The 14,655-nt window shown below is 52.1% G+C and carries 11 protein-coding genes; 4 read left to right on the top strand and 7 right to left on the bottom strand.

Annotated features, from left to right (window positions below; all coding sequences use genetic code 11):
- Nucleotides 1-772: 772 nt before the first annotated feature.
- A complete protein-coding gene (locus tag G454_RS0112695) occupies nt 773-1,399 on the top strand; it encodes a TetR/AcrR family transcriptional regulator (RefSeq protein ID WP_051276388.1) in 627 nt (208 codons plus the stop codon).
- Nucleotides 1,400-2,271: 872 nt separating this feature from the next.
- Here the strand turns inward: G454_RS0112695 and fabG are convergent.
- The 6 genes from fabG to G454_RS0112665 all read right to left on the bottom strand — a co-directional run bounded on the left by fabG (nt 2,272) and on the right by G454_RS0112665 (nt 9,849).
- A complete protein-coding gene (gene fabG, locus G454_RS0112690; protein WP_027718920.1) occupies nt 2,272-3,012 on the bottom strand; it encodes a 3-oxoacyl-ACP reductase FabG in 741 nt (246 codons plus the stop codon).
- A 25-nt stretch (nt 3,013-3,037) separates the two neighbouring features.
- Nucleotides 3,038-4,231 (bottom strand): acetyl-CoA C-acetyltransferase, encoded by a 1,194-nt coding sequence (locus tag G454_RS0112685; RefSeq protein WP_027718919.1) that lies wholly within the window; start codon nt 4,229-4,231, stop codon nt 3,038-3,040.
- A gap of 68 nt (nt 4,232-4,299) precedes the next feature.
- Nucleotides 4,300-5,862 (bottom strand): acyl CoA:acetate/3-ketoacid CoA transferase, encoded by a 1,563-nt coding sequence (locus G454_RS0112680; RefSeq protein ID WP_027718918.1) that lies wholly within the window; start codon nt 5,860-5,862, stop codon nt 4,300-4,302.
- A gap of 61 nt (nt 5,863-5,923) precedes the next feature.
- Entirely contained in the window at nt 5,924-7,318 is a 1,395-nt protein-coding gene (locus G454_RS0112675; RefSeq protein WP_027718917.1) for a GntP family permease, read from the bottom strand.
- Between the two features lie 179 nt (nt 7,319-7,497).
- The gene (locus G454_RS19095) at nt 7,498-8,958 is read right to left on the bottom strand and encodes a sigma-54 interaction domain-containing protein (protein WP_051276390.1); all 1,461 of its coding nucleotides are present in this window, start codon (nt 8,956-8,958) and stop codon (nt 7,498-7,500) included.
- A gap of 321 nt (nt 8,959-9,279) precedes the next feature.
- The gene (locus G454_RS0112665; protein ID WP_027718916.1) at nt 9,280-9,849 is read right to left on the bottom strand and encodes a class I SAM-dependent RNA methyltransferase; all 570 of its coding nucleotides are present in this window, start codon (nt 9,847-9,849) and stop codon (nt 9,280-9,282) included.
- A 103-nt stretch (nt 9,850-9,952) separates the two neighbouring features.
- Between G454_RS0112665 and G454_RS0112660 the strand changes: the two genes are divergently transcribed.
- Together G454_RS0112660 and G454_RS0112655 are read left to right on the top strand one after the other, a co-directional pair.
- Nucleotides 9,953-11,560 carry an acyl-CoA dehydrogenase family protein gene (locus G454_RS0112660; RefSeq protein ID WP_027718915.1) on the top strand — a complete coding sequence of 536 codons (1,608 nt, stop codon included), beginning with the start codon at nt 9,953-9,955 and terminating at the stop codon, nt 11,558-11,560.
- A complete protein-coding gene (locus G454_RS0112655; protein ID WP_027718914.1) occupies nt 11,557-13,038 on the top strand; it encodes an acyl-CoA synthetase in 1,482 nt (493 codons plus the stop codon). The genes G454_RS0112660 and G454_RS0112655 overlap by 4 nt, the downstream gene beginning before the upstream one ends.
- 37 nt (nt 13,039-13,075) lie before the next feature.
- On the opposite strand, the gene G454_RS0112650 is transcribed toward G454_RS0112655, so the two are convergent.
- A complete protein-coding gene (locus G454_RS0112650) occupies nt 13,076-13,681 on the bottom strand; it encodes a TetR/AcrR family transcriptional regulator (RefSeq protein WP_027718913.1) in 606 nt (201 codons plus the stop codon).
- Between the two features lie 164 nt (nt 13,682-13,845).
- Between G454_RS0112650 and G454_RS0112645 the strand changes: the two genes are divergently transcribed.
- Nucleotides 13,846-14,655, top strand: an 810-nt coding sequence (locus G454_RS0112645) for an IS110 family transposase (RefSeq protein WP_027718912.1), incomplete at its 3' end; no start/stop codon positions are given.

Below are 14,655 nucleotides of genomic sequence, written 5' to 3'. Positions count from 1 at the left end.
TCGGGTGGCTAACCCTAAAAATGCACCTTTTATCCCTCTCCGCTCGGTCGTTGAGGTCCATAAGCTTCCAGACGGTTCCCTCTACGTCGCCTGGAATGGCCATATCTACCCCTTGGAGGAACATGCAGAGGTTAGCTTAGCATCTAAAGGTAAGGCTGCTCTGAGACCTGCAAGTGAAAAAGAAATAGCGGGTGCTACTCATCCCCGTAGACCCGCTGAAAACCATCCATGGCGTAAGCCATTTTTACCTCGCAGGTCCTATTATACCACATCCCTGACAAATTCACTGACGAATTTCACCTGACATTTTCACTGACTCTTGACATAAATTTTTTAATTTTTTTGAGAACCATAAAACTCAAGGAGTGATTCAATCCCTAGATATAGTTGGGTTACCATGTATTACCTAATTTATTATGAATATTCCGGGTCTCTACCTAAAATTCTGCTGGCATTACTATCTACGCACGAAAATTGTGCTACAATACCATTGGATCGCTATCCAAAATACCGTTTCTACTTGGCAAAAAGTGCCAGTCTATCCGGGCAGTCTAGCTTCCATAAAGATCGAGTTGTGGCCTTGCCCCCCGGCTTCCTCTAGATTCCATCCTGCCATGGAACCTGCCATGGAAACCCTTGTCTTTGACTGGCGGGCTCATGCTGCTTAACCTGGAGAGGTTCTTCGGCGCAAAGTTAACGCCCATGCCTGACACGAATAGTGTTCAAAAAAGCTTCTCTTCAAAAAGATTTTAGGGTTTAAGAGGTGAATCATGTGTCAGCAATTAATTTAAAAGAAGAGTTATTGGAAGGCGTAAATAAACCGAAAACTGCTAGAGGAAAGGCAACTTTTCGTAGACTGTTAGAGGCAGCGGAGGAGGTTTTTGGTGAGAAGGGGTATTTCGAAGCATCTGTTACTGATATCATTACCAGAGCAGGGGTTGCTCAGGGAACTTTTTATCTATACTTTAGAACAAAAAAAGATATCTTTAGGCACCTTATCCTTCATCTGCACCACGAGGTGAGGAAAAATGTTCAGATGGCCGTTGCACACTTGTCTGACCGAATCGAAGCAGAAAAACAAGGAATGTTAGCTTTTCACAGGTTCATCCTAAAGCACCGCAATCTGTACCGCCTCTTGCGTGATCTCGAACTGGTAGACGAAGACTTGTTTAAGTGGTATTATAAAAGTTTTGCTGAAAGATATGCCAAACGTTTGGCTGAAGCTATAGAAAAGGGAGAAATCCGTCCCGCTGAGCCTGAAGCATTAGCATATTGCCTCATTGCCATCAACATATTTACTGGTATGCGCTGGCCACTATGGGAAGGAAAAGAGGTGCCCGCAGCAGCTCTTAATACAATTTTCGACTTCTTGGAAAATGGACTGAAACCCCCAGTCTAAGCATGAGGTATACCTTATAGAGTTTGGTACAAGCCAGAATCAAGCAAACGAACAGAAGCAGTACAAGCTTTGTAAGGCCGGATGACTTCTCTTCTTGCAGGCAAGTATCCTTCTAAGACGAATCATCTGCTCCGCTAAAACATAGGGGTGTGGGAATATACCAAGTAGCCCCTCACTTTGTATATGCGATTTTCCCGCACACGGCTATCTAACGCCATTCTAATGTAATAAGGTATTTGCAAGTTAGCGATGTGCCGAACAAGCTTATCTATCTTGATACTAAACCCCGCTTCAGGTTTCAGGGATGTAGCCAAAGGGAAATTTGCCATAGGGACAAAAATACTTTCTTCATAAGTCTTATTAGTCCTGTTAATGCCCACTTTATTTGACCTTCAATTGCTCAAATTTCGCGACCGGCCACTGTTAGGAAAGGAAAAGCCGGACATGTGGGTCGGCCTATGAATCTCATTCGAATTCTCCGAGGGCGCGTCTAGCCGTATCCTCGTCAATTATTGGCTTTTCCTGTAGGAACCCACCCAGGAGGCAAGCAGTACAGATGCTTTTATCTTCCGAGGTATGCCCTTCGAGAATTATTTCTGTAATTGGGAGTAGTGGGCGTTGAGGGAAAGAAAAAATCCTGGTAGGGTATAAGTGATACAAGCTAAACCACCAATACCAGGAGGGATCAGCAATGTACAATCCCCTTATATACAAAGTTGCCTCATGTTTCCAGGCCTGATCCGTTTTAATTCCACGTACCTCGCTGCAAAAGCAAAAATCCAGCGGTAAGCTACCCGTCAGACGGGCCTGCCAGCCGCGGGATTAATAGTTAAGGATAGGGTTTTTCTTTGTAATGGATTTCCTTGACCGGTTTATATGACCAGGCCGCCGTCTACTCCTAGAACCTGCCCATTGATAAAGGATGCTTCATCCGAGGCCAGGAACAGGTAAGCCGCCGCCACGTCTCGAGGCTGGCCTAAGCGGCCCAAGGGAGTTTTTTCCTTCATCAGTTCCAGAATCTTCTCCGGAACCCGGGCGGTCATCTCCGTCATGATGAAACCCGGTGCCACGGCGTTGACGCGGATGCCCTTTCTGCCCAGTTCCTTTGCCCAAGACCTGGTCATCCCGATCACTCCCGCCTTGGTGGCCGCGTAGTTGGTCTGGCCGATATTACCGTAAACGCCTACCACAGAAGAAGCGTTGAGTATTACCCCGTAACCCTGCTCGATCATCACCGGAGCTACCGCCCGAGTACAGAGAAAAACTCCCTTGAGGTTTACGTCGATAACCTTATCCCACTGCTGGTCGGTCATTTTGGTTAGGAGGGCATCTGCCGTGATACCGGCATTGTTGATAAGGATGTCGACACGGCCAAAGCGCTCCTTGGTTTTTTTGACCATTTCCTCTACGCTCACGCGGTCGGTCACGTCCACCTTACAGAAAAGGGCTTCCGCTCCCAGAGCTAAAATATCCTCTAGGGTCTTCCGGCCAGCTTCTTCATCAAAATCACCAATGACCACTTTCGCTCCTTCACGTGCAAACAAAAGGGCCGTTTCCCGGCCAATTCCCTTGGCCCCGCCGGTAATGATGGCCACCTTATCTTTTAAACGCATAATCGCAAACCTCCCCTTGCAAAGTCTACGCTATTCTTTCCACCACTGTGGCCACGCCCATGCCTCCCCCTACGCAAAGGGCGGCTAGACCGTACTTGCTACCACGCTTTGCCATTTCGTGGAGTAGGGTGACCAGTATCCTTGCCCCGCTGGCCCCAATGGGGTGTCCGAGGGCAATGGCCCCCCCGTTGACGTTGACTTTTGTAGTATCAAGCTCCAGCTCCCGGATAACCGCCAGGCTCTGTGCGGCAAAGGCTTCGTTCAGCTCGATGAGGTCTAGGTCCTGCAACCTGAGCCCTGCTTTCTTTAAAGCCTTAAGTGCAGCTGGCACAGGCCCTATGCCCATTAGAGCCGGGTCGACCCCCGCGTGAGCGCCGGACCTGATCACCGCCAGTGGCTTCAGGTTAAGCTCGTGAGCCACGGAGGCAGCCGCCACTACCAGGGCCGCTGCCCCGTCGTTGATGCCCGAAGCGTTCCCTGCCGTCACAGTGCCGCCTTCCTTAAATACCGGCTTTAACCTGGCCAGGGCCTCCAAGGTGGTGCCAAAGCGGGGGTGCTCGTCCTGCTCGAAAACAAATACTTCCCCCTTTTTCCTTATTACCTCTACTGGCACGATTTCATCGCGGAAGCGACCACTTTTTATGGCCTGCTCCGCTTTGTGCTGACTCTCGCAGGCAAACTGATCCTGCTCTTCGCGAGTGATACCATACCTGGATGCCACGTTTTCGGCCGTTATACCCATGTGGTAGTTATAAAAGGCATCGACAAGGCCATCCCGCAGCATGAGGTCAATCAATCCGGCATCACCCATGCGGTTGCCCCAGCGCGCGCCAAAGACCGCATACGGCGTCCAGGACATGTTCTCCATGCCCCCGGCTACCACTATCCTTGCTTCACCGGCGCTGATAAGGTCCGCCGCCAGGTTCACGGCCCGCAGGCCCGAGCCGCATAGCTGGTTTATGGTCACGGCGGGCACCTCCACGGGGAGGCCCGCCCTCACAGCCGCCTGCCTGGCCGGGTTCTGCCCCTGGCCGGACTGCAAAACGTTGCCGAAAATAACTTCGTCTACCTGCTCGGGCCTTATCCTGGCCCGCTTTAGGGCCTCGCGAATTACCAGGGTACCTAGCTCAAAAGCAGGGACTTCACGCAGCGTACCACCAAAGGAACCAATAGCCGTGCGTACCGCGCTCAAAATAACCACTTCTTCCCCCAAAACCATGCACCTCCAGAATCCACGGGAAATTCTGCAGCCAGATTTTATTTTCTATTCTACCGGTTACGGTTGGGTTACAGGCCCAGGCGACTTTTCAAGCCCATGGGGGCATCAACAAAAATGCTTTCCTCCATTATCTTCAGTTCGGAGGCAATTTGGGGTGCAAACCCCATCCGGTCCAGTACGTCTTTTTTGAGGTCCACACCAGGAGCAATTTCCACCAAGAAAAGGCCGTCGGGACGAAGCTCGAAAACGGCCCTTTCAGTTACATAGAGGACCTTCTGTCCTTTTTCCCGGGCATATTCTCCGCTGAAAGTAATGTGCTCTACCTGCGGCAATAGTTTGGGCATCTGACCCTCCCGAATTATTTCCAGTCGACCTCCCCCTACTTTTACCTCCAGACCTCCGGCAGTAAAGGTTCCACAGAAAATGACTTTTTTCGCGTTCTGGGAAATATTAATGAAGCCGCCGGCACCAGCCACCCTTTGACCGAATTTAGAAACGTTCACATTTCCCTGCGCATCCATCTGGGCCATGCCCAGGCAGGTTAGAGCAAGACCTCCGCCATCGTAAAAGTCAAACTGCGCAGGTTGATCGACGATACACTCGGGATTGGCGCTGCAACCAAAACTCAACCCCCCCGCGGGAATTCCTCCAATTGGACCGGATTCTACGGTAAGGGTCAAGTAATCGCTAATCCCTTCCTCTGCTGCAACTGCAGCTACTGCTTCGGGTATGCCGATACCAAGGTTGACCACTGCCCCGGGTACTAGCTCCAGGGCCGCCCGACGACATATTACTTTTCGCTCATCTAAAGGAACTGGGGGCAATTGGGCCGGCGGTATCTTTAACTCACCAGTGTATGAAGGGTTATAGATTTCGGCAAAAGTCTGGTGGTGATTTTCTGGCCGGGCAACCACCACTACGTCTACCAAAATGCCGGGTATTTTGACCAGCCGTGGGTCTAAGGTACCTGCCCTGGCCACGCGCTCCACCTGGACCACCACTATGCCTCCGCTGTTTCTGGCTGCCTGGGCCATGGCCAGCGCCTCCAGGTAAACAGGCTCCTTCTCCATACTGATGTTACCCTTTTCATCGGCCGTGGTGCCGCGCAAAAAAGCAATGTTAACGGGAAAGGATCGGTAAAAGAGCCACTCCCTGCCCGCAAGCTTGATAACTTCCACCAAATCTTCCCTGGTAACCTCGTTTAACTTGCCGCCGGAAAGCCGCGGATCCACGAATGTTTTCAGCCCCACGTGTGTGATCAGGCCAGGACGGCCGGCTGCTATTTCCCTGAAAAGTTGGGAAATGACTCCCTGGGGGAAGTTGTAGGCTTCGATTTTATTCTCAACGGCCAGCTTGCCCAGGCGGGGAGCCAGGCCCCAGTGGCCGCCGATGACCCTCTTCACCAGCCCTTCGTGGCCGAGGTGGTTTAACCCCCGCTTGTCCCCGTCCCCCTGACCGGCTGCATACACGAGCGTAAGGTTCCGGGGCCGACCAGTTTCCAGAAACCTCTTTTCTAGGGCAGCGGTAAGCTCTTCCGGGTGCCCGTTGCCCACAAAACCGCCAAAAGCAATGGTGGCGCCGTCAAAAACCAGCTGTACAGCTTCGTCGGCTGATAAAAACTTTGGTGCCATCGAAAACCTCCTCCTTGAATTCGGTAGGCGGGGCACCTTTTTGAAGGCGCCCCGCTCCTTGCTATACAATGCCAATGACAGGTGCCAGGAGGGCTAGAAGGAAGCCTGTGGCAAAAGTAATTACTGTGGCCACCATAAATATGTCGAGGTAAGAATCACGGTGGGTAAGACCGCAAATGGCCAGCAGGGTGATGACCGCCCCGTTGTGGGGCAGGGTGTCAAAACCACTGGAAGCCATAGCCGCCACGCGGTGCAAGAGTTCTGGACTCAAGCCAATGTTCATCGCCCATTCTAGGTACTGCTTGCCCATCGTTTCCAAGGCAATGCTCATGCCACCAGAGGCGGAGCCGGTTATGCCCGCCAGGACGTTTACCGTTAATGCCTCCGAAACCAGCGGCGTGCCGCCCAGCTTGATGGACAGAAGGCCGGCCGCTATGGCTTTAAACCCGGCGAGAGCCGCAATGGTATTCCCGTAGCCCACCTCGGAAGCCGTATTTAAAATGGCCAGGAGAGAGCCCAAGGTGCCCTGGTTCAAGCTGGCCACATATTTATCTTTCATAGTCCGCCAGTTAAAAAGAATGGCCATGACAATACCTACCACTAGGGCTACGATTAAGGCCCAGGTAGGAGCCACCTGAGCGATGGGGCTGGCACCGGCAAAAGGCTTCATGATCTCCGGGTTCAAGTCTTTAAAGACCCGGGTGAGGATAAAGTTAAGCACAAGTACCGCCACCATGGGCAGGAGGGAAAGCCACACGCTGGGTAGCTTGTCCGAGTTATCATTTGCTGGCTCGTTCTTCGTGTGCTGGCCATAGCCCTCCCCTGCCGCCATAGCTTTGCGGCGGCGCCACTCCAGCCAGGCTACGCCGGCGACAAAAACTATAAGTGAGTAAATAATCCCGGTGACCGGCGCCGCATAGGCAGTGGTGCCAAAATATCTGGTGGGGATCATGTTCTGAATTTGAGGTGTACCGGGCAGGCCCACCATGGTAAAGGTAAAGGAACCCAGGGCAATGCAGCCAGGAATGAGCCGCTTGGGAATCCCCGCTTCTTTAAAAAGGGCGGCAGCAAAGGGATAAACTGCAAAGGCTACTACAAAAAGGCTCACGCCGCCATAGGTGAGAATGGCGCAGGCCAGCACCACGGAGAGTATGGCCCTCTCCCTGCCTAGAGAACGCACCACGGCGCTGGCAATGGCCCGAGCGGCACCAGAGTCTTCCATTACCTTGCCAAAAACGGCACCCAGCATGAATAGGGGAAAGAAGTTTTTAAAGTACGTTGCGGTTTTAGCCATGAAAAGCTCAGTATAGGTGGGCAAAACGTGGAGCCCGCTGGCAGCAGCCGCCAGCAAGGCGCAAACCGGGGCCATGAGTATTACCGACCAGCCGCGGTAGGCAAGAAACATTAAAAGGCCCAAGCTAAGGAGGATGAAGAAAATACTGACAGCGCTTTCCATAAAACCACTCCCCCTCAAATTAATTCAGCTCCGGCTTTCCCGGGCATGTCCTTCGCATTCCTTATGCAACTCCTGTGCAACCGAAACAAGGCGTAAAAAAAACGGCCTCCCTAAAGGCCGCTTCCGAATTTTCGGAAAAGATAGTTAGACAAAAAGATATTAAATTTATGTCGAACAGCTTACCCTATACTGTGCATAGCCTTTTCCGGAAATGTGGACATCTTTTCCGACTTTTCGGAAAGGCCTCTGCAGATCCCGTACCGCGCAACCTTTTCATAAAAAGTGGATTTGCTCACGCCTAGCAGGCGGGCCGCTTCCAGGCAATTGCCCCTGGCCAGGGAAAGGGCTTTTTTGATCAGATCCCGCTCCGCTGCCGCCACGGCCTCCTTTAAAGTGGGCAAAAGGCGACCGCCGGACCCGGCATCACGCAGGTAATAGGGCAGGTGACAGGGCAGGATTTCCGGGCCGTCCACCACGTTCAGCGCTCGCTCAATAACGTTCTCCAACTCCCGCACGTTGCCCGGCCAGCTGTGCTGCATGAGGATGGACATGGCCTCTGAACTGATCTTCTTTTTCCCGCAACCCAGGGCGAGCCCCAGCTTTTCTAGAAAGAATTCCACCAAGCACGGTATGTCCTCACGGCGCTGACGCAAAGGGGGTATTTCCAACGTAATAACATTAAGGCGGTAGAAAAGGTCCTGGCGAAGTTTACCTTCACGTACCAGGGCTTCCAGGTCGCGGTTGGTAGCAGCAATTACCCGCACGTCCACTTTCACTGGACGGGTGCCGCCCACGCGCTCAATTTCCTTTTCCTGCAAAACCCGGAGCAGTTTTGCCTGCATGGCCAGAGGCATTTCACCGATTTCGTCCAGGAAAATGGTCCCTCCGTGAGCCTGTTCAAACTTGCCCGTTTTACCACCCTTCCTGGCCCCGGTAAAGGCTCCTTCCTCATAACCGAAAAGCTCCGATTCTAAGAGACCCTCCGGGATAGCCGCACAGTTGATTTTGATAAATGGACCCTGGCTTCGTTGGGAAGCGTTGTGGATGGCGTGAGCAAAAAGCTCCTTGCCCGTGCCGGTTTCACCGCGCAAAAGGACGGTGGAGTTGCTGCGGGCAATTTTTACCGCCAGATCTTTAAGCTCACTTATGGCCCGGCTCTGCCCCACAATGTTCTCAAGGGAGTAACGAGTCTGCTGGTGACGCCGCAACTCGGTTTTGTAATACTCCAACTCTTGCCTTAACTGTTCCGTTCGCGAGAGTAGTTCTTCCACTTCCCGGACGTCCCGAAAGAGCACCTTTCCAACCGCCCCGATGATTTTGCCGTCCTGCTTGACCGGTATACGGTCACAGATCATGTCGTGACCTTTTATGCGCTGGATTTGGCGGTACTCCGGCACGCCAGTTTTCACCACGATGTGCATGCGTGTGTTTTCTATCACATCGGCTACAAACTTGCCGATCATCTCTTCCTGCTTAACGCCCAGAAAATCACAGTAGGCCTGATTAAACATAGTAATAATACCCTTTTCGTCCACTACCACGATGCCCTCGTAGGCGCTGTCCAAGATGCTCTGCAGGATGTGGCGGATCTTTTCACAATCTCTTAATTTCCTCTCTAACGCCGCATCGTGGCCTACCAAAAGAAAGCCTTCTTCGCCTATAGAAATGCAGGAGCACTGCAACACCGCATCCCCTATGGCCAACTCCGTACGATAAATCGGAATACCCGTAGCAACAAGGGAGCCAACTCTTTGCGACCAGATTTTTTCCCAAAAGCTTTTATCACCCAAGTCTTGTGCCGATTTATTTAAGGCTAAAACCCGCCCCTCTTTACTAAACAAAACCAAGGCCTCGTAAGATGCCTCAAAAAGTGCTTTAGACAGATTGTCCATTTTAACTTGCTGCTTCATTCTATCAACCACCCTCAACCTCTGACCTGCTTTTCCATTTTTTTTAGACGGTCATACACCGGAAAAGCGTTCCTGCAGCAGGTCCCCCAGGGCGCGGACCAGGGCGTTCTGCCGCCTGTCCAGGATGAGGCAGGGGCCCTTGCCTGCGAGATAGCCGGGAGCGTGGGAGCTGGGCGCGTACAGCCCCAGCGCCGGCCGCCCGCCCTCCCTCACCACGTGAAAGCGCACCTTGCAGCGGTAGCCCCAGGGCTCCTCCATGCCCAGGGTACCCCGCACGCGCACCTCCCCCAGCCTGCCCAGGCGTAAAAGGACGTTCTCCACCACCTTTTCCTTGAAGCGTAGCTGGCCGTCGTAGTCCAGGTGCTGCAGGGAGCAGCCCCCGCAGGAGCCGAAGAAGGGGTAGGGGGGCGTAACGCGGTGGGGCGAGGGAGAGAGCAGCTCTTTGAGGCGGGCACGCAGGTAGCTTTTTCTTGCCTCCTCCACCACCGCCCGCACGCGCTCGCCGGGCAGGGCAAAGGGCACGAAAACCACCAGGCCGTCGTGCCGCCCCACACCCTCCCCGGCGTGGTTTAAATCGGTGATCTCCAGGACGAGCTCCCGGCCCGAACTTATAAATAACACCACCCTAGTATAATTTATGTTCTTTTAGGTAAACAGTGTTGACTCTCGTGATTGATGATTACTATAATGGAAGCAAAAACAAAGAGGGGAGGTAGGCGTAAACATGATCGTCCAGAAGAACCCGTATTCTTTTGAGGCTTTTATCCAGAAGCGGGACGGCTACGATTTCTACCGGGATGACTCCTTCCTGCAAAAATTAATCCAGAAATATGCCCCAGATGAATGGGAAACCCTGGACAAGAAGCTGTTGGAGTTTTCCCCCAAAGTGTCCCTCAGATGGCGGCAGATGTCCGAGGAAATTGCCCGCCCCCAACTACACCCCTATCTACTTCATTATAACGGTTACAACGAGCGCATTGACCGTATTGTGCGCCCGGCACAGACAGAGTTGCTGGAAAAGGAAATTTTCGGCGAAGGGCTTTTTACCGCCCAGACCACTCCCTGGGAAAGGTTTGTCAAGCAGTATCTCCTGCACCAGCTCGGAGAAGCGGGCGTGCTCTGCCCCATAGCCTGCACGGAAGGCTTAATTGCCCTCATCGAGCACTTCCCCGATCACGGCTACCCGGAACTGGACTTTATTTTGCGCCACTGCAGAGAAGGCATCGACGGAGATTTCGGCATTGGAGCCCAGTTCATGACGGAAATCCAGGGAGGTTCTGATATCCCGGCCAACCTGCTGGAAGCAGTGCCCGAGGGCAGGTATTTCAGGCTGTACGGAAACAAGTTTTTCTGCTCTGCGGCCCATGCCGATTATGCAGTGGTGACGGCTAAAATCAGGGGAAGTGAAAAGGTAAGTACCTTTATTGTCCCCTTATGGTTGCCTTTAGGGAAGCCTCGTAAAAAGCGTAATGCTTATTACATTAATCGCCTTAAGTGGAAGCTGGGCACCTGCGAGCTGCCAACGGCGGAAATAGACTTTGAGGGCTCGCTGGCCTACCCGGTAGGGCCACCCAACCGCGGTGTGGCGGTGGCCGTAGGAATAGTCCTGACCCTCTCCAGGCTGGCCGTGGGAATAGCCAGTGCCGCATACATGACGCGGGCGGTGCGCGAAGCATCGCTGTACAGCGAGTTCCGCGAGGCATTTGGTTCAAAGATAAAACAATTCTCCCTCGTCGCCCACCAGTTAAACCAGCTTACCCGAACCGCCCAAAGAACGCTGGCAGGAGCCTTTAAAGTATACAATCTTTTTGTAAGTCTTGGATGTAAACTGCAGGCAGGCCTGGCAAAAGAGAACGAGCCTCCGGCGTTGAGAAAGCAAAAATTCCAGTTACGTGAGCTCATCCTCTTGCAAAAAATTACGGCTGCGCAGGAAACGGTAGACGTTTTAAGAAGAGCAATCAGCATTTTCGGCGGGCATGGGGTCATTGAGGATTTTTCGTCGCTGCCGCGCCTTTTCCGCGACGCAGTGGTAAACGAGCTGTGGGAAGGGCCGCGAAATGTCCTGCTCACCCAAATTTACCGCGACTTGGCCAGGGCAGCCGGTTGGTATAACCCAGATGAGTTTGTTGCCGATCTTCTCCGCGGTGCACCCGCCGATAAAGTAAAAGAACTCAGCGCAAAGCTAAAGCAATTTTTATCCAGGCCTTTCTTCAACGATCTTACCACGGAAGGTATGCAAACTGCCGCGGAGTGGGATTTCTTCTGCAGTGAGCTGTTCAACACCTATCAGGAGCAGGCACTGGTAGAAGTAGAAAGGGGGATTTCAAAATGAACATGGGCCAGTTAATTAGTCACCGTGCCCTATTATCGCCCAACTTGGAAGCTTTTAAAGGACCGGGATATTCATTTAGTTTTCACGAGGCTAACCGCCGTGTAAATCAATGTGCCAATTTTTTAAAAATGTCCGGCATAGGGCAGGGAGACAGGGTAGCGATCCTCTGCAGAAACAACCATTACATTCCCACCGTTCTCTTTGCTGCTGCTAAAATCGGCGCCATTACGGTTATTTTAAACTGGCGCCTGGCTGCTCCTGAAATAAGTTATATCCTCAGCCATTCCGGCTCGGCAGTCTTGATATACGAAGAAGAGTTCAGCACCACCGTAGAAGCGCTCCGCGGCTCCGCGGCGGCAAGAATCTGGCTCTCAACCAGTGAACTAGAAGACCAGCTACAGGAACAAAGTGACGGCGAGCCCGGAACAATGGTTGGCGGTGAGTGGCCGGCGTTAATCATGTATACATCGGGCACAACAGGCAGGCCAAAGGGGGCCACCCTATCACACAGCAACCTCATCTGGGCAGCCATTGGCATTACACGCACCATTGACTGGCGCTACCGCGACCGTTTTCTCTCCGTAGCGCCGTTGTTCCATATCGGCGGCCTGGCCCCCATTATAACCAACGTATACCAGGGCTGTACCACCGTATTTTTGCCCGGCTTCGATCCCCTGCAGGTATGGGAAACAATTGTAAACGAAGAAATTAACATCATGATGTCTGTGCCGACCATGCTGGCTCTAATGTTAAAGGCACCAAATCTTCCCCCCAGGGAAAAACTAAACCTCCGTTACTTTATCTGCGGGGGCTCTGCGGTGCCAACCGGTCTAATAGATGCTTACCGGGAGAGAAATATCAACGTCTTACAGGTTTACGGCATAACGGAATATTCTGGTGCTGTCACCTTCTGGACCCCGGAAATGGGCATGGAGAAGCGCTCATCGGCCGGTAAGCCCGTGTTTCACGGAAAGGTAAAAATTCTCTGCCCCCAAACCGGCGCGGAACTGCCAGCGGGTGAAATAGGGGAAATCGCCTGTTCCGGGCCCCAAGTCTTCAAGGGATACTGGAACGATCCCGGGGCCACAGCGAAGGTCCTGAGGGACGGCTGGTACTGTTCCGGCGACCTAGGCAAAATTGACGATGAAGGCTTTATATATGTAATCGACCGTTTAAAAGATATGATCATTAGCGGGGGAGAAAACATTTATCCTGCCGAACTGGAAAGGGTTATAGGTTCACTGCCGGGAGTCCTGGAAGTTGCCGTAGTTGGCATTCCCGATGAAAAATGGGGAGAGGTACCGCGGGCGTATGTTGTAAAGGCTCCCGGTTCGGCACTAACAGAAGAGGATGTTAAAAATGCCTGTTTGGCTAACCTGGCCAGATACAAATGCGTAAAAGAGGTTGTTTTCGTCGATTCCTTACCCCGCAACGCCGTGGGAAAAATCCTAAAGAACGTTTTAAGGGAAATGCGCTAAAATTTCTTTTCCCGGGCCACTCCCCGGCCCGGTTTTTTTATTGAGAGATGAAGTGCCCGGCCAGAAAGGAGGCCAGCCTGTGCATGTGGTGACGCACTTCTTTAGGTTTTCTTCCCGGGTAATTACGGAAGGTGATCATGATACCGTTTAAAGAAGCAAAGAAGACATGGGAATAGAGCCGCACGTTTTCTTTTATACCATGCCCGAGGAAAGCGCGATCAAAAATGTTCAAAATTTGGCGCGCCATTTCGTTTAACTTAACTAAGGACTCCTTGCTTATTTTACCGCTCATCATAAAATAGGTCATCATTTTAAAAAAGGTGTCGTGATCAAACAAAAAATCGATATAGGCAACGGCCATCTTTTCAAGGCTAACCATGCCCGTGCCTGTAAAAAGCTCTTCCAAGTAACTTAGTAGCACTTTTCCCTCTCGTATAAATGCTTCCACAAAGAGGTCATCTCTGTCTGCAAAATAGCGGTATATAGAAGCCGGCGAAATACCCGCCGCGGCGGCAATTTCCCTTAAGCTGACCTTTTCAAAAGGCCGCTCGGCAAAAATTTTAACCGCCGTGTCAAGAATTAAATTCCTCCGCACCTCTCGCTCGGCTTCTTTTAACTTAGAAAAGGTCGATTTATCCTGCAAGGCAATATACCTCCGTTCCCCTGATAACCTGTAACACTTTACCCTGTTAAGCACACTCTAAAAGCATTCCTGTAATCGGGAGTAGTGGGCGTTGAGGGAAAGAAAAAATCCTGGTATGGTGTAAGTGGCACAACCAAAACCACCAATACCAGGAGGGATCAGCAATGTACAATCCCCTTTCCCAGAAGCTGGCTATGGTCACACCCGAAACCCTGATTGTGGGTGTAGACATAGCCAAGCACACCCACTACGCCCAAATGGTTAACTTCCGGGGGGAGGGACTGCACAAGCCGTTCCCATTCCAGAATACCATATCCGGCATTGGTGATCTAGTCCAGCAAATTAAAGCAGTCCAATCTAAGCACGGGCTATCCACAGTGTTGGTGGCCATGGAACCTACCGGCCATTACTGGATCCCCCTAGCTCGTGCCTTAGAAAAGCAGGGGTTTACGGTAGTCCTGGTCAACCCGCACCACGTCAAAAAAGCCAAGGAACTGGACGACAACTCGCCGACTAAGCGGGATGACAAAGACGCCGGAGTGATTGCCCGCCTGGCCAGAGATGGGCGCTTCGTCATCCCGAACATTCCACAAGGCGTCATTGCCGAGATCCGCCGTCTCGTTAACTTCCGGGAGCAGCTAAACAAAGAGAAGCAGCAAACCGAGGCCCAAATTAACATTATCGTGGACCTGTACTTTCCGGAATTTCGGGAAGTTTTTGGGTCTGTTAAAGGCAATGCAGCCATGGCGGCCTTGAAAAGTTTCCCCTTTCCGGCCGATATTGTGGCAAGGTCGGTGGAAGAAATAGCTGCTGTTTTAAGACAGGCCACCCATAACCGCATTGGGCAAAGACATGCCGAGCTTTTAAAAGAAAAGGCCAGTACCTCCATAGGCATAAGGGAGGGGGCAGAAGCAGCCAGGATGGAGCTTCAATACCACCTCCGCAGGATGAAGGAAATTCTTGCGCAGAGCGAA

Origin of the sequence: Desulfovirgula thermocuniculi DSM 16036, from assembly GCF_000429345.1 — a bacterium.
Lineage (GTDB): Bacteria > Bacillota > Desulfotomaculia > Desulfotomaculales > Desulfovirgulaceae > Desulfovirgula > Desulfovirgula thermocuniculi.
Note: the sequence above shows the minus strand (reverse complement) of the source record. Positions and strands in the feature narration are given on the sequence as shown.